The organism is Nakamurella deserti, from assembly GCF_003260015.1.
Classification (GTDB): Bacteria; Actinomycetota; Actinomycetes; order Mycobacteriales; family Nakamurellaceae; genus Nakamurella; species Nakamurella deserti.
Genome location: NZ_QCXS01000002.1, coordinates 742,527 through 768,438, shown reverse-complemented (window position 1 = coordinate 768,438; position 25,912 = coordinate 742,527). Strand labels below are relative to the sequence as shown.

Annotated in this window: 22 protein-coding genes; 7 read left to right on the top strand and 15 right to left on the bottom strand. The window is 72.1% G+C overall.

Going from position 1 to position 25,912, the window contains the following annotated elements:
• Positions 1-6: 6 nt before the first annotated feature.
• The 4 genes from tatB to sigE all read right to left on the bottom strand — a co-directional run bounded on the left by tatB (position 7) and on the right by sigE (position 3,290).
• On the bottom strand, positions 7-522 hold the full coding sequence (tatB, locus tag DB033_RS03670) for a Sec-independent protein translocase protein TatB (protein ID WP_111765499.1): 516 nt from the start codon (positions 520-522) through the stop codon (positions 7-9).
• 138 nt (positions 523-660) lie between these two features.
• Positions 661-2,139 carry a S1C family serine protease gene (locus tag DB033_RS03665; RefSeq protein ID WP_205843630.1) on the bottom strand — a complete coding sequence of 493 codons (1,479 nt, stop codon included), beginning with the start codon at positions 2,137-2,139 and terminating at the stop codon, positions 661-663.
• Positions 2,140-2,196: 57 nt separating this feature from the next.
• A complete protein-coding gene (locus DB033_RS03660; RefSeq protein WP_111765497.1) occupies positions 2,197-2,700 on the bottom strand; it encodes an anti-sigma factor family protein in 504 nt (167 codons plus the stop codon).
• Positions 2,697-3,290 (bottom strand): RNA polymerase sigma factor SigE, encoded by a 594-nt coding sequence (gene sigE / locus DB033_RS03655; protein WP_240615716.1) that lies wholly within the window; start codon positions 3,288-3,290, stop codon positions 2,697-2,699. Before sigE ends, DB033_RS03660 begins: the two co-directional genes overlap by 4 nt.
• A 259-nt stretch (positions 3,291-3,549) precedes the next feature.
• Here sigE and DB033_RS03650 point away from each other — a divergent pair, with 259 nt between their 5' ends.
• The gene (locus DB033_RS03650) at positions 3,550-4,170 is read left to right on the top strand and encodes an O-methyltransferase (RefSeq protein ID WP_111765495.1); all 621 of its coding nucleotides are present in this window, start codon (positions 3,550-3,552) and stop codon (positions 4,168-4,170) included.
• Between the two features lie 5 nt (positions 4,171-4,175).
• Here the strand turns inward: DB033_RS03650 and ligD are convergent, their stop codons facing one another.
• Positions 4,176-5,150 carry a non-homologous end-joining DNA ligase gene (gene ligD / locus DB033_RS03645; RefSeq protein WP_111765494.1) on the bottom strand — a complete coding sequence of 325 codons (975 nt, stop codon included), beginning with the start codon at positions 5,148-5,150 and terminating at the stop codon, positions 4,176-4,178.
• 18 nt (positions 5,151-5,168) lie between these two features.
• Between ligD and DB033_RS03640 the strand changes: the two genes are divergently transcribed.
• Complete coding sequence (locus DB033_RS03640; protein WP_157970490.1) at positions 5,169-5,810, top strand: D-alanyl-D-alanine carboxypeptidase family protein; 642 nt, start codon at positions 5,169-5,171, stop codon at positions 5,808-5,810.
• A gap of 117 nt (positions 5,811-5,927) precedes the next feature.
• Here DB033_RS03640 and glgC read toward each other — a convergent pair whose 3' ends face one another.
• Positions 5,928-7,154 carry a glucose-1-phosphate adenylyltransferase gene (glgC, locus tag DB033_RS03635; protein ID WP_111765492.1) on the bottom strand — a complete coding sequence of 409 codons (1,227 nt, stop codon included), beginning with the start codon at positions 7,152-7,154 and terminating at the stop codon, positions 5,928-5,930.
• A 104-nt stretch (positions 7,155-7,258) separates the two neighbouring features.
• On the opposite strand from glgC, the gene glgA reads away from it, so the two are divergent.
• The gene (gene glgA, locus DB033_RS03630; protein ID WP_170315468.1) at positions 7,259-8,410 is read left to right on the top strand and encodes a glycogen synthase; all 1,152 of its coding nucleotides are present in this window, start codon (positions 7,259-7,261) and stop codon (positions 8,408-8,410) included.
• A 605-nt stretch (positions 8,411-9,015) separates the two neighbouring features.
• Here the strand turns inward: glgA and DB033_RS03625 are convergent.
• Complete coding sequence (locus tag DB033_RS03625; RefSeq protein WP_090479970.1) at positions 9,016-9,183, bottom strand: DUF3117 domain-containing protein; 168 nt, start codon at positions 9,181-9,183, stop codon at positions 9,016-9,018.
• A gap of 830 nt (positions 9,184-10,013) precedes the next feature.
• On the opposite strand from DB033_RS03625, the gene DB033_RS03620 reads away from it, so the two are divergent.
• Complete coding sequence (locus DB033_RS03620; RefSeq protein WP_111765491.1) at positions 10,014-10,814, top strand: SDR family NAD(P)-dependent oxidoreductase; 801 nt, start codon at positions 10,014-10,016, stop codon at positions 10,812-10,814.
• A gap of 64 nt (positions 10,815-10,878) precedes the next feature.
• Positions 10,879-11,115 carry a DUF6191 domain-containing protein gene (locus DB033_RS03615; protein WP_157970489.1) on the top strand — a complete coding sequence of 79 codons (237 nt, stop codon included), beginning with the start codon at positions 10,879-10,881 and terminating at the stop codon, positions 11,113-11,115.
• A gap of 527 nt (positions 11,116-11,642) precedes the next feature.
• On the opposite strand, the gene DB033_RS03610 is transcribed toward DB033_RS03615, so the two are convergent.
• From DB033_RS03610 to DB033_RS03585, 5 genes are all read right to left on the bottom strand, one after another.
• The gene (locus DB033_RS03610) at positions 11,643-12,344 is read right to left on the bottom strand and encodes a DNA-3-methyladenine glycosylase I (protein ID WP_276309193.1); all 702 of its coding nucleotides are present in this window, start codon (positions 12,342-12,344) and stop codon (positions 11,643-11,645) included.
• Position 12,345: 1 nt separating this feature from the next.
• On the bottom strand, positions 12,346-12,807 hold the full coding sequence (locus DB033_RS03605) for an SRPBCC family protein (protein WP_111765489.1): 462 nt from the start codon (positions 12,805-12,807) through the stop codon (positions 12,346-12,348).
• 523 nt (positions 12,808-13,330) lie between these two features.
• A complete protein-coding gene (locus DB033_RS21045; RefSeq protein WP_205843629.1) occupies positions 13,331-13,978 on the bottom strand; it encodes a DivIVA domain-containing protein in 648 nt (215 codons plus the stop codon).
• A complete protein-coding gene (locus DB033_RS03590; protein WP_111765488.1) occupies positions 13,975-17,271 on the bottom strand; it encodes an ATP-dependent helicase in 3,297 nt (1,098 codons plus the stop codon). Before DB033_RS03590 ends, DB033_RS21045 begins: the two co-directional genes overlap by 4 nt.
• Positions 17,268-20,390 (bottom strand): ATP-dependent helicase, encoded by a 3,123-nt coding sequence (locus DB033_RS03585; protein WP_170315467.1) that lies wholly within the window; start codon positions 20,388-20,390, stop codon positions 17,268-17,270. Before DB033_RS03585 ends, DB033_RS03590 begins: the two co-directional genes overlap by 4 nt.
• A gap of 157 nt (positions 20,391-20,547) precedes the next feature.
• Between DB033_RS03585 and DB033_RS03580 the strand changes: the two genes are divergently transcribed.
• Together DB033_RS03580 and DB033_RS03575 are read left to right on the top strand one after the other, a co-directional pair.
• Entirely contained in the window at positions 20,548-20,850 is a 303-nt protein-coding gene (locus tag DB033_RS03580) for an MGMT family protein (protein WP_111767207.1), read from the top strand.
• A 173-nt stretch (positions 20,851-21,023) separates the two neighbouring features.
• Positions 21,024-22,208 carry a DUF4192 domain-containing protein gene (locus tag DB033_RS03575; protein ID WP_111765486.1) on the top strand — a complete coding sequence of 395 codons (1,185 nt, stop codon included), beginning with the start codon at positions 21,024-21,026 and terminating at the stop codon, positions 22,206-22,208.
• On the opposite strand, the gene DB033_RS03570 is transcribed toward DB033_RS03575, so the two are convergent.
• The 3 genes from DB033_RS03570 to DB033_RS03560 all read right to left on the bottom strand — a co-directional run bounded on the left by DB033_RS03570 (position 22,202) and on the right by DB033_RS03560 (position 25,282).
• On the bottom strand, positions 22,202-23,047 hold the full coding sequence (locus DB033_RS03570) for a TIGR02569 family protein (RefSeq protein WP_111765485.1): 846 nt from the start codon (positions 23,045-23,047) through the stop codon (positions 22,202-22,204). The genes DB033_RS03575 and DB033_RS03570 overlap by 7 nt on opposite strands.
• A 24-nt stretch (positions 23,048-23,071) precedes the next feature.
• Positions 23,072-24,268: a molybdopterin-synthase adenylyltransferase MoeB gene (gene moeB, locus DB033_RS03565; protein ID WP_111765484.1), complete on the bottom strand. Its 1,197-nt coding sequence runs from the start codon at positions 24,266-24,268 to the stop codon at positions 23,072-23,074.
• 66 nt (positions 24,269-24,334) lie between these two features.
• Positions 24,335-25,282, bottom strand: coding sequence for a DUF3152 domain-containing protein (locus tag DB033_RS03560; protein ID WP_111765483.1), 948 nt, complete (start codon positions 25,280-25,282; stop codon positions 24,335-24,337).
• Between the last annotated feature and the right edge of the window lie 630 nt (positions 25,283-25,912).

Below are 25,912 nucleotides of genomic sequence, written 5' to 3'. Positions count from 1 at the left end.
ACCGCCTCAGGTGCCGTCGCTGTCGAAGGGGGCCAGCTCGCCCGGTGCGAGCGAGCGGGTGACCCGCTTCGTCGGATAGGCCAGATCCATGGCCGGGGCCGTCGCGGCCGCCGGCACCGGGACCCCCGGGGTGCCGGTGTCCATCGCGGCGGCTTCGGCGGCGGCGTTGGCCTGCTCCGCCGGGGTGCCCTCACCGTTGAGCCCGAGGAATCCGGTGACGCCGCCGGAGAACTGGTCGCCCAGGATGTTCTTCTGCAGGTACCGCTTCGGGTTGATGTCCCGCAGCGACTTGAGGTCCTGGAACTCCTTCATCGACTGCAGGTCCGACACCTGGCGGCGGAGTTCGTCGAGCTCGGGGCCGATCTCCCGGGCGAGGTCGGACTGCGCCGTCGCCGCCATCCCGCGCACCTTGGTCATCGTCGTCGTGACCCAGCGGACCGCCACCGGGATCCGTTCGGGGCCGAGGACGAAGACGCCCACCCCGAGGATGATGATGATCTCAACCCAGCTGAGGCCGAACAACGGTCGAACCTCCTGACGACGACGGACGGCCCGGCGGGCGGGGCGGAGAACGGAGCGCTGCCAACCCTACCGGCGGCGTCCGCCGCCCCCGGCCGGTTCGGGTGTGGGCGTGCTGTGCAGCGGAGGCGGAACGGCGCGTCACTCCTGCGCCATGGTGACCTCGACGCTGAAGCCCCGGCCGTCGCGGGTGAGCTCCACCGGCACGACCTCCCCCACGGCGTGCGACTGGACGGCGACCACCAGTTCGTCGGCGCTGCCGACCGCCCGGTCGCCCACCGCGGTGATGACGTCGCCCTCGGCGATACCGGCGGCCTCCGCGGGCGAGCCGGCCCGGACGTTCTGGACCTGGGCGCCGAGCGTCGTGCCGTCGGTGGCCGACCGCGCGTCCACGCCGATGGTGGCGTGCACGGCGGCGCCGGTGCGGATCAACTGCTCGGCGATGTCACGGGCGTAGTTGATGGGGATCGCGAAACCCAGACCGATCGATCCGGACGCGGTGTCCCCGAGCGTGCGGATGGCGGAGTTGATGCCGATGACCGCGCCGCCGGCGTCGACGAGGGCACCGCCGGAGTTGCCCGGGTTGATCGGGGCGTCGGTCTGCAGCGCGTCGATGACGGCGTTGGTGTCACTGCCCTCCCCGGCGAGCTTCACGGGACGGTCCAGCGCGGAGATGATGCCGGTGGTGACGGTGCCCGACAGACCCAGCGGCGAACCGATGGCGATCACCGCGTCCCCGACCTCCAGGGTCGAGGAGTCGCCGAGCGCGGCGACGGTGAGGTTGTCGACGTCGACCTTCAGCACGGCCAGGTCGCTGCGGGTGTCCCGGGCCAGGATGGTGGCGGGGACGCGGGTTCCGTCGGAGAACACCACCGACAGCTGCGCTCCCGCGGTCGTCCCGACCGCGGCGACATGGTTGTTGGTCAGGATGTGCCCGTCGCCGTCCAGCACGATGCCCGACCCGGACCCGCCGGTGTCGCCGATCCGGATCTCGATCGACACCACCGACGGGATGACCCGCGCTGCGACGTCGGCGACCGAGCCGGGAGCCCGCTCGACGGCCGGCTGCGCCGTCGCCAGGGTGTACTCCGGGTCGAGCCCGGGGGCGGGGACCCGCGAGGCGGCGAAGGTCCCGATGGTCGCGCCGACCGCGCCGATCACCAGGGCGATCACCGCTGCCAGGACGAGCGCGCCGGGCCGCAGCCGTTTCTGGAACAGCGCCTCACGGAGGCTGTAGCGGACCGCCGGGCCCAGTTCCACGGCGGCGGCGGGCTCCGCCGGCAGCGCCGGCGCCCCGAGGGTCGCGACGGCGTCGGTCCGCCGCCAGGGGTTGTCCTCCGCCGGCGTGGGGAGGGCTCGGACCGCGGGCGGAGCTGCTTCGCGCTGCAGTGACGGCGCCCCGGGTGGGCGGCCGAAGGCCTCGACGAGAACCCCGTCGGTCGGCGGCGCGAGCGGCAACGACGGGGCGGCGGTCCGGTCGTTCCCGGCGAACGCGCCCCGCACGCCCTGCGGACGTCCGAACGTGCCGCGGGCCGCGGGGTCCACCGGCGGACGCCACAACGGCCGGGGTGCGAGCACCGGCCGGTCCCGGACGGCCCGGGGCGGGGATGGGTCGGTCACCGGCACAGGCTATGCCAACCGGCGGCGGGCCCGGCGGGCGTCACCCGCCACGGACGGTCACCGGTGGTTCGGGTCGAGCGGGTCCGCGGTGGGCGGACCGGGCTGGTGGGCGGCCGGCAGCACCGGGCGGCTCCCGTCGGGGCCGACCGGGGCGTCGTCGACGGGCGCGCTGGCGGTGGCGAATGCGCCGGCCGCGATGCCGACGACGAGGGCGCCGGCACCGAGACGCAGCCGGCGACTGCGGGTGACGTCCCGGCGGACGTGGGTGACCCGGATGGGATGGCCGGTCAGGGAGTCCACACCGATCCCCGGCGCCCGGCCCGCGGCGGGCAGGGCGACCGGGATCGAACACAGGGCGGCGGAGAGCGACGACGGCATCGACGGGCTGGAGGCCGAGCGCAGGAAATCGCGCGCGGAGGCCTGTACGTCGACCTCCGCGGCGCACTGCGGGCAACTGGTCACGTGGGCCGCCGCGCGTTGGAAGGCGACCAGCGACAGTTCGCCGTCGACATAGGCGACGACGGTGTCCAGGTTGAGGTGGTCGGTGAAGAATCCGGTCACGCCACGCCTCCCGCGAGTCCGAGCCGCAACACCTGCCTGTTCTCCAGTCCGGTGCGCAGCGCCTGTCGCGCACGGTGGATGCGCGACCGTACGGTGCCGAGCTTCACGCCCAGCGTCTGGCCGATCTCCTCGTACGACAGCCCCTCGACGTCACAGAGCACGAGTGCCGCGCGGAACTCCGGCAACAGGTCGTCCAGCGCCGCCTGCAGGTCGGGGTCGAGATTCGCCGCATCCCAGGCTGCTTCCGGGGACGGCTCCCGACCGGCGATCCGGTCGGTCTCCTCCGGCAGCGACTCCATCCGGATGCGCTGACGGCGGCGCACCATGTCGAGGAAGACATTGGTGGTGATGCGGTGCAACCAGCCCTCGAACGAGCCGGGCTTGAACGAATCGAGTGAACGGAAGACGCGGATGAACGTCTCCTGGGTGATGTCCTCGGCGTCGTACTGGTTACCGGCGAGACGGTAGGCCAACCGGTACACCCGGTCGCCGTGGTCGCGCACGATGTCCTCCCAGGCGGGCGCCACCCAGGCGCTCGTCTCGGTACCGCTGTCCGCCGCAGGTGTGGGCAGGATCGACAGGGAACTCACCTCATTTGCTTTCTTGCCCTGTACAACGTGGTCGTGACCTGATTGTTCCCAATCCCTCTGCGAACCATCTGTGAATCGACGTAAAGCACACTTAAACCTTCTCCGCGCCATTTCCTGCGCAGCGCGGGTCGGCGACCCGGGGCTCCGTCGGACCGGTACCCTCAGATCCCGTCGTCGCTCCCCCGTTCCCGCGGGTCGGACCGGCCGACTCCACCGCCCGCCGCGGGCCGCGGGCGGACCTGTCAGGAAGGAATCATCGGTGACCTCGAGCCGGTCGTATGCGGAGTTCTACGTCCCCGAGAGCGACGCGGTTCTCGCGGCCCGTTCGCGCGCCGCCGAATTGGGCTGTGTGCCCGTCGGCTCCGGCGCCGGGGCCCTGCTGCGGTTCCTCGCCGCGAGCATCGGGGCCCGTTCGGTGGTCGAGATCGGTACCGGCGCCGGGGTGTCCGGGCTGCACCTGCTCGCCGGCATGCCGACCGGCATCCTCACCTCCATCGACGTGGAGGCGGAGAACCAGCGCGCCGCCAGGCTGGCCTTCGCCGAGGCGTCGATCCCGCCGTCGCGGATCCGGCTCATCAACGGCCGTGGCCTGGACGTCCTCCCCCGGCTGACCGACGGCGCCTACGACCTGGTGCACATCGACGGCGCCAAGGAGGAGTACCCGCAGTACCTCACCGAAGCGCTGCGGCTGCTCCGCCCCGGCGGGGTCGTGGCCATCGACAACGCGCTGTGGCACGACAAGGTCGCCGACCCCACCCAGCGCGACGCCGAAACCGTCGCCGTCCGCGAGGCCGGCCGGATGCTCCGGGACGACGAGAACGTCGTCCCGGTTCTCGTCCCGCTCGGTGACGGCATGCTCGCCGCGGTGAAGCTGGCCTGAGGTCGTCAGTCGAGCTGGACCACGTCCGGCTCGGCCGGCGGCTCCGCACCGTCCCGTTCGTCGCGGTCGGCCCACTCCAGCAGCGGCGACGGGTCGAACACGGCGTCGTCGATCCCGGCGTGCAGGTCACCGAGTGCGGCGAAGCGGGCCGGCACGGTGGCGATGGTGAAATCACCCGGCAGCGCCTCGTCGATCTCGTCCCACCGCACCGGCGTGCTGACCCGACCCTCCGGGGTGCCCCGGACCGAGTAGGCGGCGGCGATGGTGTGGTCGCGCGCGTTCTGGTTGTAGTCGATGAACAGCTTCGCCGGGTCGCGGTCCTTGCGCCACCACGTGGTGGTCACCTCGTCGGGAACGCGTCGCTCGACCTCGCGGGCGAACGCCAACGCGCCGCGGCGCACGTCACCGAAGCCGAGCAGCGGCGGTATCCGCACGTAGATGTGGATGCCCTTGCCCCCGGACGTCTTGGGGAACCCGACGGCACCGAGTTCGTCGAGCACCTCGTGCGCCACGTGCGCGACCCGGCGGACGCGCTCGTAGTCGCACTCCGGGCCGGGATCGAGGTCGATGCGCCATTCGTCGGGCAGCTCGACGGCGCCGCGGCGGGTGTTCCACGGGTGGAACTCCACGCACGACATCTGCACCGACCAGACGACACTGGCCAACTCGGTGACACACAGTTCGTCCGCGGTGCGCTTGAACCGCGGGAAGTACAGCTGGACCGTCTGCACCCAGTCGGGTGCGCCACGGGGCAACCGCTTCTGGTGGACCTTCTCGCCGTCGACACCGTCGGGGAAGCGGTGCATCATGCACGGCCGCTCCCGCAGCGCCCGGACGATGCCGTCACCGACGCTCTCGTAGTAGCGGACCAGATCGAGCTTGGTCTCGCCGCGCGCGGAGAAGTACACCCGGTCCGGGTTGCTGATCCGGACGACGCGCTCCCCCACGGTGATCTCGATGGACGGGGCCTTGGTCGCCATCTGGATAGATTAGGGCGCGTGCCGCGCTACCGAGGGATCCCCGTCTGTGCGGTGCTGTCGCTGATGGCGGGCTGTGCGGCCGCCGCCGCCGTTCCGGCGACGTCCACGGTGCAGACCACCGCCACCGCAACCGCTTCGGTGACCGCTACCACGGTGGAGACCTCGCTGGTCACCGCCACGACCACCGTGACCTCCGTCGTCCAGACCACGCCCGGCCGCCCCGACCCGGGCGCGGCCGGGCCTGACGGCGGTCCCACCTGCCCGGTCGACCCGGCCTACCACGACGAGGACACCGACGGGCTGGCCGCCGAGGTGATCGCCGCCTGGACGGAGGCGGAGACCGCGGCCGCCGCCGCCGGCGTGACGATGTGCGTCAACGACGGCAAACGCAGCCGTGCTCAGCAGCAGGCCACCTACGACGACTACGTCGACCGGCACGGGGCGGCCGCCGCCGAGCAGTACGTCCTGCCGCCCGACCGATCCGCCCACGTCGCCGGTTACGCCGTCGACGTGCAACCCGCAGCGTCGGCGGCGTGGCTGGAGGCGACGAACGGGTCCCTGGGGTTCTGCCGGATGTACGACAACGAGGTCTGGCACTTCGAGTTCGCCGAGACCTTCCGGCTGGGCTGCCCGCCGCGCCGGGCGGCACCACAGGGCTGACCGTCGGTGCGGGCTGCCTGCCCCTCCTGAGTCGGGTGCTCGGGTTGCGGGCGGGCGGCGGTGCGGCCGCCCGCCGGCGGCGGGCGGGCGGGCGGCGGTGCGGCCGCCCGCCAGGGTTCAGTGCCGCCCGATGGTGATGCCCTTGCCGACGACGGTGATGCCGCCCTCGGTGACCGTGTAGTTGGCCCGGTCGTACTCGTGGTCCACACCGACCGTGGCGCCGTCCGGGACCACCACGTTCTTGTCCAGGATCGCGTTGATCACGCGGGCCTCCCGGCCGATGCGCACGCCGGGCATGATGACCGAGCCCTCGACACGGCTGCCGCCCTGCACCCGGACGTTGTCGCTCACCACCGACCGGAAGACGTCCGCGCCGGAGATGATCGTCCCCGGACCCACCATCGACTCGCGCGCAGCGCCGTTCTCGACGAACTTCGCCGGCGGCAACGACGGCGGCTGGGTGAGGATCGGCCAGTCGGAGTTGTAGAGGTTGAAGATGGGGTGCACCGAGACGAGATCCATGTGCGCCTCGTGGTAGGCGTCCAGGGTGCCGACGTCGCGCCAGTAGCCGCGATCACGGTCGGTGGTGCCGGGGACCTCGTTCTTGGAGAAGTCGTAGACGTAGGCGTCGCCCTTGTCCACGAACGACGGGATGATGTTCGTCCCCATGTCGTGGATGCTCGACTCGTCGGCCGCGTCGGCCTTGAGCGCCTCGATGAGGGCCTTGGTGGTGAAGACGTAGTTGCCCATCGACGCGTAGGCGATGTCCGGGTCGTCCGGCACCGACGGCGGGTCGGCCGGCTTCTCCAGGAAGCTGGCGATCTTCTGCCCGTCGGCCTCGGTGTCGATGACGCCGAACGCGGTGGCCTCCATCCGGGGCACCCGCAGGGCCGCGACCGTGCAGCCGGCACCGGAGTCGATGTGCTGCTGCACCATCTGTGAGATCTCCATGCGGTACACGTGATCCGCGCCGAAGACCACGATGTACTCGGGGTCGTCGTCGTAGACCAGGTTCAGCGACTGGAAGATCGCGTCGGCGCTGCCGGTGTACCAGCGCGGGCCGAGCCGCTGCTGCGCCGGTACCGGGGTGATGTAGTTGCCCAGCAGCTGACTCATCCGCCAGGACATGGTGACGTGGCGGTCGAGGGAGTGCGACTTGTACTGCGTCAGCACGCAGATACGCAGGTATCCGGCGTTGACGAGATTGGACAGCACGAAGTCCACGAGGCGGAAGTTCCCGCCGAACGGCACCGCAGGCTTGGCCCGGTCCGCCGTCAGCGGCCACAGCCGCTTCCCCTCGCCACCAGCAAGGACAATTCCGAGAACGCGGGGCTTCTTCGCCATGGCCCAGACCCTAGCGGTCACTTGATCATTCGGCATCGCGGGGGTCCGGCGCCCCGGAGAGCCTGCTCAGCGGCGCCGTCGCCGGTGATCTAGATTCTGCGGTCATGCACATCGCGATCCTGACCCGTGAGTTCCCGCCCGACGTCTACGGCGGCGCCGGGGTCCACGTCGACTACCTGGTCCGCGAACTCCGCACGCTCATCGACGTCGACGTGCACGCCTGGGGCGACGACCGTCCCGGCGCCCGCGGCCACCACGCCGACCCGGTGCTGGCCGACGCGAACGCCGCGCTGCAGACGCTGTCGGTGGACCTGTCGATGGCCGCCGCCGCCGGTCACGTCGCGCTGCTGCACTCCCACACCTGGTACGCCAACATGGCCGGGCACATCGGCAAGCTGCTGCACGGCGTCCCGCACGTGGTGACCGCGCACTCGCTGGAGCCACACCGTCCGTGGAAGGCCGAACAGCTCGCCGGCGGGTACCGGGTGTCGTCGTGGGCGGAGAAGACGGCCTACGAGGGCGCGGACGCGATCATCGCGGTGTCGGCGAAGATGCGCCGCGACATCATCGAGGCCTACCCGGCCCTGGATCCCGACCGGGTGCACGTCATCCTCAACGGCATCGACACGCAGATCTACCGGCCGGTCGAGGACCGCGACTTCCTGCTGCAGAACGGCGTGGACCTGGACCGGCCCATCGTCGCGTTCGTCGGCCGGATCACCCGGCAGAAGGGCGTCAAGCACCTCATCGCCGCCGCCCACCACTTCGCTCCCGAGGTGCAGCTGGTGCTCTGCGCCGGCGCGCCGGACACCCCCGACATCGCGGCGGAGACCAAGACCGCCATCGAGGAGCTGCAGGCAGCCCGGGACGGCGTCGTCTGGCTCAACGGCATGCTGACCCTTCCGCAGGTCAAGGAGGTGCTGTCGGCGGCGGACATCTTCGCCTGCCCCTCGATCTACGAGCCGCTGGGCATCGTCAACCTGGAGGCCATGGCCTGCAACGCGGCCGTGGTGGCCAGTGACGTCGGCGGCATCCCCGAGGTCGTCAAGGACGGCGTCACCGGCATCCTGGTGCACTACGACGCCGACCAGCCGGCCCAGTTCGAAGCCGACATCGCCGCCCGGGTCAACGAACTCGCCGCCGACCCGCAGCGCGCCCGCGCCATGGCCCAGGCCGGCCGGGACCGGGCGGTGGACGAGTTCAGTTGGCTCACCATCGCCGAGCAGACGGTCGACCTGTACCGCACGCTGCTCTGAGCCGGCGGCCCGTCCGGGGGTGACGGGCGGCCCGGCCGGGGGCGGTTGTGGCCTGGGCCGGGTGTGACGGTGGGTCGGTCAGGGTGCGGTGGGCGGTACGGCCAGGTTGATCCGGGCCGGGCGCGGCGGTTGACCGGGTGTGGCAACGACTCGGCCACGGCGCAGCGGTGGATCTGTCCGGGCGCGGCGACGGATCGGCCCGAAATGCGGTGATGTGGTCCGTGGGCGCGACGACGGCCAGGTCGGGCACCGCGGTGGGCGGTCCGTCGGCGCGGTCAGGAATCTCGGTGCGGGCGCAGCTACGAAGGTTGCGGGCCGGCGATGCCCGACTCGGGCGGTTCAATCGCGCGGCCAGGAGTCGGTTCGGGCGCGGGGAAAGGCACTCCGGGCGCGGCGAGGACCAGTTCGGGCGCCGCAACGGCGTGATCGGTCGCAGCGAGAAGTGGGTCGGCGCAGCGAAGGGCCGCACGAGCTCGCGATGGATGGGCAACGCCGGCAGCCCCGACGGTTCCCGGCCCGGGAACGACAACAGGCCCGGTGCGTGTGCACCGGACCTGCATCGACTCGTTGGGGGTCCGGTGGACACCGGACCGGTCAGCGATGGCTCAGCTGACGACGGCCTTGAGTGCGTCGCCGAGTGCCGACGCCTCGTCGGCCGAGATCTCGACGACGAGGCGGCCACCGCCTTCCAGAGGCACGCGCATGACGATGCCGCGCCCCTCCTTCGTCACCTCGAGAGGTCCATCTCCCGTGCGGGGCTTCATGGCCGCCATGCGAATCCCTCCAACAGCACTGTGCGTGATCGGCCTGCTCACGCAGGCCACCCGTCCATTCTTCCCCATGGGCACCGCCAATCCCTAACAGGGCGGCACCGACCGGCCGCACCGAGTATGGACGGGGGTTGCGCCGGCGATCCGGTGGGCCACCGGCGCCGCGGGTGTCGGGTCGGGAGCCGACATGCGGCCGTCGCGGATCGGTTGCGGAGCGGTCGGTCCCATGACAGCCCCGGGCGCGCGGATTGCTGGCGACGCCGGGCGGGCGGATCGCCAGCACCGCGGGCGGGCGGATCGCCAGCAACACCGGGCGGGCGGATCACTGGTACCGCGGGCGGGCCGATCGCCGGCACCGCGGGCGGATTACTGGCAATCTCGGGCGGGCGGATTACTGGCACCGCCGGGCGAACGGATTGCTGGCACCGCCGAGCGGGCGGATTACTGGCACCGCCGGGCGGGCGGACCGCAGGAGACACCGGGCGGGCGCACCGCCCGCAACCTCGGGCGGGCGGATCGCCGGCACCGCGGGCGGGCGGACCGCAGGCGACGCCGGGCGGGCGGACCGCCGGCACCGCCGGGCGGACGGCTTGGTGGCACCGCCGGGCGGGGCGGACCTTCCACCGCCGGACAGACCGCCGGCCGCCCCGGGCCGGACGCGAACTGGGAACGGCATTCATCACGGCCGCAGCGCCCCGTCCGTGGTAGGTGCACGGCGGACGACGGCAGTCGGCGACAGCGCCCGACCCCGCGGGCAACCCCACGCTGACCGTGGGGACCGGCGTGCACGGGTCACCGGCGAAACGTGCCGTCAGCGGCGATACATTGAGGCCATGCGGCCCACCGTGTTGATCACCGGCGCCACCGCGGGCCTCGGCCGGTATCTGACCACTCTCCTGGCCGGCATGGACTGGACGGTGCTGGCCCACGGCCGGGACCGCCGCAAGCTCGCGGAACTCGGCGCATCCATCCCCGGTGACGTCCAGCCGCTGTGCGCCGACCTCGCCTCGTCCGCGCAGGTGCGCACGTTGGCCAGGGCCGTCCGCCGACGCACGAAGCGTCTCGACGTGCTCGTCAACAATGCGGGCATCGGCTTCGGTGCGCCCTCGGACCAGCGCGAGGTCTCTCCCGACGGCCACGAACTGCGGATTCAGGTCAACTATCTGGCACCGGTGCTGTTGACCCGCCTGCTCACTCCGCTGCTCGTGTCGTCGGCGCCTTCCCGCGTGATCAACATCGGCTCGCTCGGGCAGCAAGCGATCGACCAGCAGGACCTCGAGTACGAGCACGACTGGAACGGGACGGCGGCGTACCGCCGTTCCAAGCTGGCGCTCGCCGCCTTCACCTTCGACCTCGCGGACGAACTCCGCGGGAGGGTGGCGGTCAACTGCATCCATCCGGCGTCCTACATGGCCACGACGATGGTGCTCGACGCCGGTATCTCGCCGCGCACCACCATCGCGGAGGGCGCCGAGGCCGTGATGCGACTGATCGTCGAGCCCGGGGCGGCATCGGTGACCGGGCGGTTCTACGACGGCCTGCAGCGCACCGAGGCGCACCCGGAGGCCTACGATCTCGAGTTCCGCCGCTGGCTACGGCAACAGACCGCGGTGATGCTCACCGACAGTGACTGAGAAGTACCTGATTGCCACAATCCGCGGCACCGCTGTCGCTCGGGCGTCCCGGTAGTCTGGCGTGGTGGGACCACTGGGAGAGATCTTCAATCCCGGCATGCGGCACGAGATCGAGGAACGTCGGTCGAAGGCGCTGCGCCGGGAGGAAGACGGCAACGCGCGCGACGCGGATCTACGGATCGACCTCGAATCCGGATTCGTGAACATCACGGCGCCGCCGGCGGCCCCGGCTGCGGACGACGCGGACGACAAGCCGTCCGCCAAGGTCACCCCCACCACCAAGAACGCCCGGCGCAGCTGAGGCCTCGCGGCCGTCGCCGCTGCCCTCCGTCCACGTCCCCTAGCGTGCGCGACCGGGTATCGGTTGGTCCGTCAGCGTTACGCAGATCGTCTGCCCGCTGCCTGCCTACGGGAGTCACGCTCCCCCTGCCGGCCCGAACGGCTCGTCGTTGCACTCCGTCGGGTCGTCGCGTCCTGCGGCTCGCCCGCGTGGGGCGCGCGTCGTCGTCTCTGATGTCCGTCGACAGCTCCCGACCTCAGCGACGCCACGGTCGCCGTCGCTTTCACGGCGTCGATGGCGTTCACGGCGTCGGTGGCGTCGCTGGTGTCGGTGGCGTCCCGGCGTCGGTGCATGGTCGGGGAGGAGGGGGCGCACCGCGCCTCCCGGACCGCGAGAAGCGCTTGAAAACCGGCATCACGGCGAGGGCCTGATGTGATCAGTACCCGGAGCGTCGCCCAGTCTGAGTGCTCCATCGTGGCGCCGGAGCCGTCGCAGCTGCGCTTGACGACGTCCGCTGAGCCCGGACGCGCGCCGGCCGCGCCGCTTCCTCAGGACGCGTGGGGATAGGCGGCCCAACGCCAACAGGTCGGCGGATGGTCGAAGACCATGCCGGTCGCCTGCATCAACGCATAGGCGGTGGTCGGCCCGACGAACGAGAACCCCAGCCGCTTGAGGTCCCTGGCCATCCGTGTCGACGTCGGGGTGGTCGACGGCACCTCCGCCACATCGAGTCGTCGCGCCGCCGGCTCGGGCGCATACGACCAGAGCAGTCGGTCCAGACCCTCGGGCAGTGCCCTCGCCGCACGGGCGTTGGCGATGGCAGCGACGATCTTCGCGCGATTGCGGACGATACCGGCGTCGGCCATCAGACGCTCCTCGTCGGCCGCGGTGAAGGCGGCGACCTCGGCGATGGAGAATCCGGCGAAGGCGGCGCGGAAGTTGTCCCGTTTCCGCAGGATGGTGATCCAGCTCAGCCCGGACTGGAAGGCCTCCAGCGTCAGGCGTTCGAAGAGCGCGTCGTCCCCGTGGAGCTCGGTTCCCCACTCCTCGTCGTGGTAGCGGACGTACTCCTCGGTGGAGGTCGCCCAACTGCAGCGCGGGCGCCCGTCGTTGCCCTCGTCGCCGGGAGGGCTGGGCGCGACCGGATCAGCGGTGCTGGTCGGGCCACTCGCCTCCGTCCGCCGCTGGGTGCCGCCGCAAACATCTGGTGCAGGTGTGGCGGACCCGGTCATCTCCGTCGCGCCGGCCATCTCAGCCGCGGGCCAGCATCGCAGCGAAGGAGTCGAGGGACTTCTGCAGACCCCAGCGCACTGCGGGTTTCACGATCGGCCAGCCGAGACGCCCGATGACGCCGAACGGCAGATCGAGTTCCTCCGCCCACCGCACGACCGCACGGTCGGTCGGCCCCGGCTCCGGATCGACGGAGAAGACGCCGCTGCCCTTGATGACGTTGCCGTGGTGTGCGACCACCCACCGGCGGCCGGGCACGTGTTCGGTCACCTCCATGGTGTCGAGAATCCCGAACCCGAGGACGCCGGTGAAGGCGACCAGCCGCGAGCCGACCTCTGGCGCCGCAACCTCACCATCCACCGGGTAGATGGAGGTGCCGAGCATCCATCGGCCCTGCCCTTCGGCGTCGAGGAGTTCGGCGAAGGCGCGCTCGGCACTCACTGGAACGGTGACCGTGGCTTCGACGGAGACATGGCGGGACATCAGGCCTCGGATCCTGCTGAGGACGCGCAGCGCCCGGTGGCTCGCGGGCGGAGTCGCCGCGGAGTGGGGCCGGCCGGTGCCGCAACATCGGTACCTGCCCGGCCGGGCGGTGCCGCACCGACATCGTCGAGGTGCGCCACCGTCGGCGGAGCCGGCGCTGACACCGAGGGCCGAAGGGCACCGCGTCCGCACCCGGCGTGTGACGCCAAGGCTGACCAGGTCGATCGGTGCGAGTCGCGTCCGCACCCGGCGTGCGACGCCGACGCTACGCCGAGCGATCGGTGCGAGCCACGTCCGCACCCGGTCTGCGACGCCGACACCGACCCGGCCAGCCCGTGCGAGGCGCGTCCGCACTTGATATGCGACGCCGACGCCGAGCCGAGCAATCGGTGCCAGCCACGTCCGCACCCGGCGTGCGACGTCGACGCCGACGCCGACACGGCCGACCGCAGGAAGCCGCGTTCGCCTGCGGCGTGCGACGACGTGGGTCCGCTATTTTCTCCAGCGGTACCGGCGTGGTCGCTCACGAGTTGGCACCGTCGGTCGGGCGGGGGTGCCGGTGCGGCATTCCGTCGGTGGGGGCAGGCGAGGTGGGCGGCTCCCCCACGACGTCGGTGGTCGCGGTCGACGCTCCGAGAGTGGTCACCGGCGCGGCGGATGTGCCGCCCGACCAAACGGTCAGGGACGCGGGACGGTCATCGGTAGCGCCGTCGCCGCCGCTGTCACCGGTCGCGGTGGCGCTGACGACGAGGTCCCGGTCGACGCCCGCCTCCGCATGGCCGGCCATAGGGTAGCCGTCTTCGGAGGTTTCGGCCCCGGCGTGGTCGACATCAGTGCGCTCGAGTTCGGTGCGCCCGAGATCGCCGCGCCCTGGGTCCGAGTCCGCCGAGCCGGTTGCCAGCGCCAGCTCCTGTCGGGTGCGATCGAGTTCGTCGGCGAGTCGCTCGAGGGTCCAGTCGACGTCGGACATCCGGTAACCGCGGAGGGCGAGCGCGAAGCGCACCTCCCGGACGTCGGCGCCCCGGATGCCCCGCTCCGGCAGTCGAGCCGGCGACGTCCGGGCGGGCAGCGCCGACAGTCGCTCCCCACGACCGAACAACAGCAGTGCGAGTCCGAACAGCACCAGCCCGATCACGGCGGCGATCACGAGGTACTGGAGGACGGTCGTCACACCAGTGATGGTGCCACGTCGGCTGCGACGGTCGGTTCGGCCGAGGTCGCGTTCCGGATCATGGCAACGAGGTCCGCAGCCCCCAGCAGATCACTCGGCGCGACGGTGACCCCCTCGGCGACGTAGTGGAACGCGGCCCGGACCTGGTCCAAGGGGGATCCGCTGAGCTCGGCCCACGCGAGCCGGTAGACCGCCAGTTGCACCGAAACCGCAGCGGTGGCGTCACCGACAGGAACCCGACCGGTCTTCCAGTCGATGACCGTCCAGCCGCCGTCGGCGTCGGCGAAGATCGCGTCGATCCGTCCGCGCACGGGCAGGTCGTCGATCACGGTGGAGAACGAGACCTCCTGGGCGTGGGGTGTCCGCGCAGCCCACGGGGACGCGAGGAACGCCTCCCGCAGGACGTCGAGCATCTCGTCGGGCAGTGCGTCCCGGTCGTCGGACCCCGGCAGCTCGTCGATGTCCAGCAGGGCGTCGCCGGCGTAGTGGTGCTCCAGCCAGCTGTGGAAGGCCGTGCCCCGCCGGGCGGCGATCGCCGGCGGCTGCGGGACCGGCCGGCGCAGCTGGCGGGCCAGCCGACCCGGGTCGGAAGCCATCGCGACCAGCGCGGACACCGACACCGAGTCCGGTAGCGGCACGTGCTGCCGCCGCTCACGAGCGGCGCGGCGCTCGGCCAGCAACGCATCGACGTCACGGTCCCATCCGTCGGGATCGGCAGCGGCGCCCGGAAGCGCCGCCGGCTGCCCGAGGCCGACCGGCGGCGCGAAGTGCTGGGCCAGCCGCACGAGTTGCGCGCCCTCCTCGACCGCGGGGCGACGCGTACCGAGCGGGTCCACCGGCCAGCTCCCGGTCACGGAGATCTCGGTGAGCGGGTTCTCGGTTGCGGTGGGCGCAGAGACCCACTGCACGGCCTCACCGCCGATCGCCGGCAACACCTCGGTGAAGAATTCGGACGGGCCGCGGGGCTTCGCCGTGGTCCGGGACCACCAGTGCGACGACATCAGCAGGGTGTGCTCGGCCCTGGTCAACGCCACGTACAACAGCCGGCGCTCCTCCACCAGCTGCTCGGACTTCCAGTCCTCCTTGTGCTTCTCCACGGCGGCGGCGATGGCCCCCTGGTCGGCCCCCGGCGGTAGGTCGAGCACCGGCAGGTCCAGGTGGTCGCCACGTAGGTGTGGCGGCAGGTAGCTATCGTCGGTGAGCCAGGTACTGCTGCGGGCGCTCGGGAACACCCCTTGAGCCAGGTGCGGGACGGCGACAAGCTCCCATTCGAGGCCTTTGGCGGCGTGCACGGTCACGAGTTGAACGGCGTCGCCGTCCTGCTCGATCTCGGTCAGCTCGAGGCCCTCCTCACGGTCGGCGGCCACGTCGAGGAAGCTCAGGAGGTCCAACGCCTGCCCGGTGCGCATCCCGGCGATCTCGTCGGCGTCCGCAGGGACGGAGCGCCCGCCACCGCCGCTGACGAAGTCGGCGACCACCTCGGCGAAAGCGTCGAGGTTGGCACGCCCGCGGCCCCGGGCGAGGGCGACCTCGACGTCGAGCCCGATCTGCCGCTCGATCTCGACCACCAGGTCGGTCAGCGGCATCGAGAGTCGGCGTCGCAACCGGTCGAGCTCGGCACCGAGGCGCCGGATCCGGTCATGACCCGCCGGCGAGTAGTCGGCGGCAGGTCCGGGGTCGGCGAGCGCGTCGAGCAGGGAGGCGTACTCGATGTCGTCGGTCACCGCCTGCTGGATCGCCTCGTGAACCGAGTCCCGTCCCAGGCGCGCGCCTGCGCCGGCGGCCCGACGGCCGGTGAGAACGCCCGCCCGGCGTTGCAGTGCGGTCACGTCGGCGAGCCCGATCGCCCATCGGGCACCGGTGAGCACCCGCACAGCGGCGTTGCCGGCGGTCGGATCCACCAGCACCCGCAGCACGCTGACCACCTCGGCGACCTCGGGTTCGCTCAGCAGACCGGCCAGCCCGGGGACCTCGACGGGTACACCGCGCGCGGTCAGAGCGGCTGCCAATGGAGCGATGCTGGACCGACGGCGGAAGAGGACGGCGGTCGTCGGCGGCCGCTGCCCGGTGTCGAGCGCGGCCTGCCAGTGGGCGGCGATCGTGTCCGCCACCCAGACGTCCTCGTCGTTCACCGTCTCGAAGAGTCCGTACCGCACATCACCGGCGGCCGCACCGGCCCGTGGCTGCAGTTCGTCCACGGGGATGCCTTCGGCGCGCACCGGCGCCGACACGGCATTGGCGATGGTCAGCACCCGCGACGGGTTGCGGAAGCTCGTGAGCAGCGACGCCCGTGCGGCCGGTGTCCCGTCCGACGACGGGAAGTCGGTGGTGAACCGCGGCAGGTTCGACGCCGCCGCGCCCCGCCACCCGTAAATGCTCTGACAGGGGTCACCGACGGCGGTGACCGGATGTCCGCGACGGCCGGATCCCGAGCCGAACAGGCCCCGCAGGATGATGCGTTGGGCGTGTCCGGTGTCCTGGTACTCGTCGAGCAGGACGACCCGGTACCTGTCCCTGATCTCCTCGCCGACACGGGGATGCCGGGCCACCAAGTCTGCGGCGAGCTGTATCTGGTCGCCGAAGTCCAGCGAGCTGGTCCGCTGCTTGGCGTCGCTGTAGGCACCCACCAACGGCAGGATGCCGTGCCGGTTGGTCAACCGGGCATGCAGGTTGACCAGCTTGGTGTGCAGCGCGTTGCGTTGACGAGCGGCGGGGGGTGCGTCGGCGATCAGACCCGCGAGCTCGTCGGTCGCGTCCGCCAGCTCGCCGGGTGTCCGCAGGTGATCGGCCAGCACGCCGGACAACTGCAGCAGTCGCTCGGTGACGAGATCGGGGGGGAGATCGGTGTCCAGGTCGGAATCCCACCGGCGCACCACCGAGCTGGCGAGCTGCCAGCTGCTCGTCGGCGTCAGCACCCGGGCCTGCGGTTCGATGCCCACGAGCGCGCCGTACTCGCCCAGCAGCCGACCGCCGAACGCGTGGTAGGTCAGGACCTGCGGCTCGCTCTCGAAGGTCTCCGGGAGTTGCGCCAGGCGCTGACGGATCCGGTGCAGCAACTGCGCGGCCGCCTTGCGCGTGAAGGTCAGTCCCAGCACGTGCTCGGGCGCCACCAGACCGTTGGCGACCAGATAGACCACCCGGGCGGCCATCGTCTCGGTCTTGCCGGAGCCCGCTCCGGCGACGACGAGCAGCGGCTCGAGCGGAGCCTCGATGACCGCGATCTGCTCGGGCGTCGGCGGGTGAGGTTGGCCCAGTGCCCGGGACAGCTCGACCGCGGACCACCGCACAGTCATCCGAGCACCTGCCGTCCATCGGGCTGCAGCGGGCAGCTCGTCCGTACTGAGCAGATGTCGCAGTAACTGTTGACCGTCGCCGTCTGTGCCGCGCCCGCCGTCTGCGCGGCGGCTGTGCGGATCGCGCCGATCCACACCGCTCGACGCTGCGGGTCGAGGGCGGACTGGTCCCGTTCGGCGGCGTCCTTCTTCAGGTAGACGAGCTGCCCACCAGCGGCGGCCGGGTGCTCATGGCTTTCGTCGATGGCGATCTGGTAGGCCGCCAGCTGCGGGTTCTCCTGCGCCTCGGCCTTCGATTTCGGGGTGGCCGTGGTCTTGAAATCCACCACCACCGCCCGGCCGGCGGCGTCCCGGCTCAGCCAGTCCAGCCGTCCCGTCAGGACGACAGGCCGAACGGCGTCCGCTTCGGAGAGTCCGGGGGGCAACACACCGTCTGGGAGGTCGTCCGCGCCGACCGGTGGGAGCACGGCCTCGATGCGCAGCTCGGTGCCGGCCACCGTCCAGGGCGGGTGATGGGCTTGGAACCAGTCCCGCGCTGCGGCGGTCATCCGCAGGATCAGGCGCCGCTGCCGGGCCACCTGCCAGGGGGTCAGCGTGCCGGACTGCTCCAGCCAGTCGTCGAGTTCGGCGACCAGCTCGTCGTGCGGTACCTCCAGGGCCACCCCGTGGGCCAGCGCGTGCGCGACGATGCCTTCGATCTGGTTCTCGGAGGGCGCCGCCCGTCCCCCGGCCCGCTCGAGGACGGCACGCAGTGAGCACCGCAGCACGTTCTCCACCGTCGACGGCGAGATGGACACCGGGACTCCGGGCGGAACCGGGTCCTCGGACGTGGAGAGCGTCGGCAGACCCCACCACTCGTCGGGATCGGCACCACGCAGGGCCTCCGCGGCGAGGGTGGCGAGATGGGCCGCCGCGCGCTGCCGACGCTCCTCGGTGGCGTCTGGATCGGTCACTGCTCGCCGGAGGTCGGCGACCAGCTCGGCGACGTTCAGCCCGCGCTGCCGTTGGCCGTCGACACCTCGCGGAAGGCCGGTCGGCAGGTCGGCCGACCCGGTGAGCTCGACGAGGAAACGGGACGGCTGGGTGTCGGCGTCGACGACCGCGGTGACGATCAACTGCCGCCGGGCCCGCGTCGCCGCCACGTAGAAGAGCCGGCGCTCGTCGGCCAGCCGGGATGCCGATCGAGAGGTCCCCGCGGGCAGGCCGGCCGCAGCGTCGAGGAGGTCGTCCGTGCCGAGGAGGTCGCCTCGGGTTCCCACGTCGGGCCAGCTGCCCTCCTGCACCCCGGCCACCGCGACCACATCCCATTCGAGGCCTTTCGAGGCGTGCGCCGACAGCAGACCGACCGCATCGGTCGCGGGCCGGCGGGCGTCGACCGCTTCGTCCTCGACCGTGCGGCCGACGACTGAGTCCAGGAAGTCCGGGACCCCGGCTCCCGGCACCAGCGCATTGCGGTCGGCCGCAGCGTCGAAGAGCAGTATGACCGCGTCGAGGGTGGCGTCGGCGCGTTGACCGGCGAGACCCCCACGTGCCGAGGTGGCCACGAGGCCCGGCTCGAGGCCGGTCATCCGCCACAATGTCCAGAGCAGGTCCTCTGCGACCGCGTCGGTGTCGCGGTCACGCACCACGCCGATCAGATCGCGGACCGCACGGACACGGGGCGCCAGGTCGGCCGGTAGATCCTCGGGGATCGGTGCACCGCTGAGGATCGCGGCGAGAAGGTCCATGGACGAGCCCTGTCCCGGCATCAGCAGCCGCAGTGCCCGCCGCAGACGACGCATCGCCAGCGCATCGAGTCCGCCGAGCGGTGATGCCAGCAACTCTGCGGCACGGTCCGCAGTCAGTAACGCCAGGTCTTCACCGCAGGCCATCACCGACACGATGGCGGCCACGACCCGGTCCTCGGTCATCGGGAGCGAGCGTGACGGCGGCTGCAACGGGACACCGGCCACGGCGAAAGCCCGGCGCAGCGCCGGCAGCGCCGCCGCGGGGGACCGCACGAGGACCGCCATCGACGACCACGCGACGCCGTCCAGCAGATGCGCCCGTCGCAGCTGGTCGGCGACGAAGAGCGCCTCGGTGCCGGCACTGGGCAGGACCCGTACCTGGACCCGGCCCGGTGTGGGGGCCGTCCCGTCGGGCACCCGGAGCGCACGGTGCTCCCGCGGTCCGGGCAGCAACCGGGCCGTGCGCCGTGTCGCGTCGGTGATGGCGCCGGCCATCCGGCGGCCGGCGGTCAGGGCGATCGTCTCGTCCGCCTCGAGATCCTGCAGCGCCGTCGGGTCGGAGCCGCGGAAACCGTAGATGGACTGGTCGGGGTCACCGCAGACCACCAATTCGTCGGCTCCTGCCGCCAGGGTCTCGATGAGGGCGGCCTGGGCCGGATCGACGTCCTGGTACTCGTCGACGAAGATCCGACGGATCCGACCCTGCTCGGCGGCCAGTGTCTCGTCCACCCGGAGCAGACCCAGCGCGACCCCCATCAACTCGGCCTGGTCCAGTGGTTGCCCCTGCCGCGTCGTACCAGCCTGCAGGTCCAGCACCCGGGAGTACTCGGCGGCGAAGCTGCTCAGGGCGACCCACTCCGGACGCCGGTGCCGGCGGCCCAGCGCCCGCAGGTCGGCGGGGCCCAGCCCGCGTTCCGTGGTTCTGGCCAGGAGGTCCCGGACGGACGCGGCGAAGCCCCGCAGCGTCAGTGCCCGGTGCAGGAAGTCCGGCCACGGACCACCCCCGTCGTGGTCGTGTCCGGCCAGCAGTTCGCGAATCACCTGGTCGGACTCGGCGGCCGAGATCAACCGCGGCGACGGCTCGCCGTGGCGGGCCGCTTCGGCCCGCAGGAGAGAGAACGCGTAGGAATGCAGCGTCCGGACGAGCGGAACGCGGGTGGTGAGCTTCAGTCGGGCGACGATTCGGCCGGCCAGCTCGGTCGCCGCCCGCCGGGAGTACGTCAGCACCAGGATCTGCTCTGGCGGCACCCCGCGGCGGGTGATGCGGTCGGCGACCGCCTCGACGAGGGTGGTGGTCTTTCCGGTGCCCGGCCCGGCGAGCACCCGCAACCGACCGACCCGGCTGTCGATCACCCGCTGCTGCTCCGGGGACGGCCGGAAAGCGCCCGTCACGACACCGCGACGCACCAGCTGTGGTGCGGGCGGAGCCGGAACGGAGGCGGCGGGAACCATGCCGAGATCAGATCACGAGCCACCGACACAGCCCCGACCCGACCCGCGAGCACCGACGGACAGGCCCACCGGCCCGCCCGTGCCGCAGAATCGGCGGATGGACGACGCCCTCGCACAACGGATCCTCGACGCCGTGGCCGCCATCCCGCCGGGGCGGGTGGCCACCTACGGTGACGTCGCGGCCGAGGCGGGCGGCAACTCCCCCCGCTTCGCCGGGTGGGTGTTGTCGAATCTGGCCGAGGACGATCTGCCGTGGCACCGCGTGCTACCCGCGCACGGCCGCCCCGTGCCACGGCTCGCGGACCGTCAGTTGGACCGGCTCGCCGCGGAAGGCGTGCCAGCGGTCGACGGTCGTGTCCCGATGGGTCGGTACCGGATCGGTGCCGCGAACCGGCGGTGACCGCGAGGACCTACCGCCGTTGCGCATGCGTGTCGCACGACAGGCGGGGACGCACCACCGGACACGCCGTCACCACCGCCGCCGGCCGCGCTCGAACGGTCCCCAGCTCCCCAACCATCCACAACCCCGCACATGGCCGGTCGTGAGCATCCGCACGCAGCGACAGTGGTCGTATGACGCAGCCCACCGCCCTGGAAGTGCCGCCGCCCCGCGAGACGGTTCGCCTGTCGGGTCCCCTCGCCCTCGTCGGAGCCGTGCCGGTCCTGATGGGTTTCCACCCGGCACGCAGCCTGGTACTGCTGTGCGTCCACGGAATCCGTCACCGTGTGGGTCCGGCATTGCGGATCGACCTCCCGATTCCCGCGGACGAGGCTGCGGTGGTCACGTTCCTCGCCGCGCAGGCCGCCCGCCACGCCACCGCGGTGATGCTGATCTGCTATTCGCCCGCCGACAACGAGATCGCCCGAGGGCGGACCGCACTGCCGCACGCCCGACTGGTGGCCGACTGCGTACGGGGATTCGAGGACACCGGGGTGCCGGTCATCGACGCGGTCCTCGTGCGAGGCGGGGCGGCATGGTCCTACCTGGGACACCCCGCCTCCGCTGCCGGTTCACCGCTACCCGCCGACGACGACCCGGGGCTCGCCCACCTGCACGCCGCGGCGGTCGGTGCGGGTCGGGCGGTCCTGAACGACCGGAAGGCCATCGGCCGCACCGTCGCCGCACCGTCCGCCGCCGACGCCGCAGTGTCGGAAGCCGCCGTGACAGAGGCATTCGGGCGTCTTGCGGTGACCATCGCCGACCTGGACTTCAAGGCCACCGTGCAGGTGGGTTGCGACCTGGCGCATGCTCGCCTGGCCGCGGCGGTCACGGCCTTCGGGCAGTCCCGGGCCGGCGACGACGCGGTGTGGGCCGACCTGGTCGTCGTGCTGACCATCGACCTCGTCCGGGATGCCGTGATCTCGTGGTGTCTGGAGCGCACCGGTGAGATCCCGGTCGGGCTCTTCGCCGCGCTCGCCCGGTGGGTGGGCGACGACTTCGCCGTGCCGGTGCTGGCGGTGCTCGCGCTGGTCGCCTATCGCAGTGGTGACGGCGCTCTGGCCAATGTCGCTCTCGAACGCGCCCTGGCGGTGGATCCGGAGTACCGGCTGGCCATCCTCATCCGCGAGTTCGTCGTCAACGGGGTCCATCCCACCGAGCTCGACTCGTTGATCATCGCCTGGGCCGACCATCCGGCCAACCCCGCCGCCCCGTTCTGGTTCCGACGGCTGCTCGACCTCGACGCCGCGGCCGAACAGGATCTCGACGACGTCCAGCCCGCCGACACCCCGACCGGAACCGACGGGCGGTCTCAGTGAGAGGCATCCGGTGTGTGGCCCGCGAGACCCGGCAGTTCGTCGTCCAGCAGTGGCTGCAGCTGCTCGACCGCCGACATGACACCGACCATCGAGGCGGGCGTGCTGTGCGGCTGCGCGAGGCTGACGGCGAGCCGGAACATCAAGGCCCGCCGCAACACCTGCCGCCACTGGTCGGTGCGGCGACCGATGGCCAGGTCGAGGTCGGCACCGCCCCAGGCGATCGCGTCCACCACGACCACGGCGCTCGCCCAGGCGACAGGACGCCAGTACGGCGTCATGTCGATGACCGCGGGCGGGGCGGCACCGGCGAAGAGCACGTTGCCCGTGAGGTCGCCGTGCACCAGTTGGTGTGGCAGGTCGACGGGACGGCGACCTGCGGCCAGCTCCGCGAAAGCGGCCGCCCCCACTCCGTCGCCCAATCGGCGGTCGTCCGCCGGCGCGTCCCCCCAGGACAGCCGGTCGGCCCACGACCAGACGGTGTCACGGTCGTCCAGGAAGCGCGGGCGCGGCAGGTCGACCAACGTCGCGTGCAGTCGCTGCCCGACCTCGATGATGTCGGTGAAGCGCGGCGCGGACCGGCCAACCACGTAGCGGTGGGCGGTCCAGCCGGCGATGACCCATCGTCCGTCCGACGAGCGGACCGGCCGGGCGACCCGGACGCCTGGCACCCACAACTGCTCGAACGTCCCGGCCAGCCACGAGGATTCGGCGGAGTCGTCGGTGCGCTTGAGGACGACGCTCCCGCACCGGTAGGTCCCGCCCCGGCCACCGGACATCCGGTGGGGTACCTCCCCGGGGACGCCGAACGCCGACCGGACGTGGTCAGGCGGCGCGCTCACGGCAGCAGACGCTACCGGCTGCACTCAGGCCCGCGTCGCCACGGCGTCCGGTCCGACCACCGCGCCACCGGACCGGGTCCACGCCGTGAACCCACCCGTGAGCCCGGCGGCGGGTACGCCCCGGTCGGTGAGCGCGACGACCGCCCGCGCGGAGCGGACCCCCGACGCGCAGTACACGACGATCCGTCCCGAGTCCGCGGCCGCCCGCAGCACAGCCAGCGAGTCCTCGTCGGTCACCCGAGCCAGCGGGATCCCGAGCGAACCTGGGATCAGCCCCAGGTGATGTTCGGACGGCTCCCGGACGTCGACCACGGTGATCACCTCACTCCCGGACCTCAGGATGTCGAGCTCAGCCGCCGACAACTCCGCAGCCTCCACAGCTTCCGGCCCGGCGGCCGGCGAGCCGCACCACTGGTCGTAGTCGACGAGACCCGTGACCGGCACCGCTGCGGGATCCGGGCGCACGGTCAGCGTCCGGAAGCCGGCACGCAACGCGTCATAGGTCAACACCCGCCCGAGCAAAGGCTCTCCGACCCCACAGATCAGCTTGACCGCTTCGGTGGCCATCAACGACCCGACGACGGCGCAGACCACGCCCAACACCCCGCCCTCACCACAGGACGGGACGCTCCCGGGCGGCGGTGGCGTCGGGAACAGGTCCCGGTACTGCGGACCGCGTGCCGCCCAGAACACGCTGACCTGGCCCTCGAAGCGGAACACCGACCCCCAGACACAGGGGATGCCCAGCAGCACACAGACGTCGTTGACGAGGTATCGGGTCGCGAAGTTGTCGGTCCCGTCGAGAACGAGGTCGTAGCCGGACAAGACGCTCAGCGCGTTGTCGGCTGTCAACCGCACCGGGATGGCCCGGATGTCCACGGTCGGGTCGATCCGCCGGACCGCCGCGACGGCGGACTCGACCTTCGCCCGTCCGACGTCCTCGACGCCGTGCACGGTCTGCCGCTGCAGATTGCTCTCCTCGACGACATCGAAATCCACGACGCCGATCGTCCCGACACCCGCTGCGGTCAGGTAGGTCAGGATCGGCGATCCGAGTCCCCCGGCTCCGATGACGGCGACCCGCGCGGCACGCAGTCGACGCTGGCCGACAGCTCCGACGTCGGGCAGCAGCACGTGGCGGGAGTAGCGGTCGAGTTCCGCGCGGGAGAGTGGCGGGCCGGGTTCCACCAGGGGCGGGATCCGGGGGGCGGCAGGGGTCATGCCGTCAAGTCTGCCCCCGCCGCCGGAGGACCCGGGTACGGACGGCTCACGGCACTCTGCAAGTGGTCAACCGGTGGGGGCGGCAGCCTGCTCAGCGCCGGCGGGGTCCGGCCACGGATTGGCGGCACATGCCTTCCCGTCGGCCGGGGTGGATCCGTTGATGCCGGCGAGTGCGTCGTTCGACGCGCTCCACGACTGCTGCATCATCACCGGCGCCAGGGCGGTGTTCTCCCCGCACGGTTGGTGCCCGTAGCCCAGCGCGTGGCCCACCTCGTGGTTCACCGCGTACTCCCGGTACGCCGTCAGATCGCCGCCGTAGGTGAGCGCCCCGCGCACCCACCGGGCGTCGTTGATGACGACCCGCCCCTGGGCGCGGGTGTAACACGAGGACTCCAACGGCACACTGAATCCGCACATGCCGCGCACCGTCTGCTGGCTGGTCAGCGTGACCCGGAAGTCCGGATCGGCGGTACCGGCGTCGACGCGCTGCAGCGACACCCCCTTGACGGTCGTCCAGCTCCGGGGATCGGCGAGCGTGCGTTCGACGAACTGCGCGAAGGCCTCGTCGCCCTCCGTGGGGGTGACACCGTTCTCGATCTCCACCGTGTATCGCACCACGGTGGGCGAGGAACCCGCCTGGGGACCGGCGCCACCCACGATGCGGTAGGAGCCGTCGCCGGCGACGGCGAACGGCTCGCCCGCCGGCAACGCACCGACGGCCAGGTTCGGCGGGAGGACCTCGCCGGGATCCGTCGGTACCGACGACGGGACCGCCTCGGCGGACGACGATGTCGGCTCGTTCGTCGGGGCGGCGACCGGTGGTGGCACGGCCTCGGTACCGGTGGCCGCAGTCCCCGGCGAAACGCCGTCGGTGGTACCGGACGGCGCCCGGGGGACGCCGGGCAACGGCGCCACGGACGTGGCCGACTCCGACGCCGGCAGCACACCGGCCACCTGTGGACCCGCCGGGGCGGCGGCGTCCGGAGTGCGGGCGATCAGCACGACGGTGATCACCGTCAGCGCAGCAAGGAACGGTGCGGCGACAAGGCGCCAGCCGTAGCGCCGGTGGAGGCGCGACCCCCAACCGCCTGCCGGCGCCGCGGGCCCCACGGGTGGACGCGGACGACTGTTACGGCGATCCGCCGCCGGACTGTCGTCGCGCGGCCCACCGGCACCGGGACGACCGGACCCTGGAGGTCGCTCGGGCCCGCCCGCTGCCCGACGGGGATCGGTACCCACCGGACGTCGGGGCCGCCGCGGGTCGCGGCCGTCGTCCCACAGTGCGCTGCGATCGACAGGGCGGGCACTCGCGGCGACGACCGATTCGCCTCGCGTACGCCAGCGTGACGCCGGCCCAGACGGCCGGCCGAGATCAGCCCGGTCCACCGCGTCGGAGATCCCACGGGTGCGACCGTCAGCGGCCCGGCCGGGCGACGGAGGTGCCGGGCGTCCACGGTCGGCACGATCGCGCTGATCGAAACTCGACGGCGGGGCGTACCGCGGGACGCCGGCGCTCGCCGCGTCGCGATCCGGCGGCGTCGGCGTGGCCCGCCCGCCGCGCGGTGCGTTCGGACGGGGAGGTGTCCACCCATCGGGCTCAGTTGTCGGTCGCGGCGCTGACCCGTCGCCGGTCGGCTGCCGCGC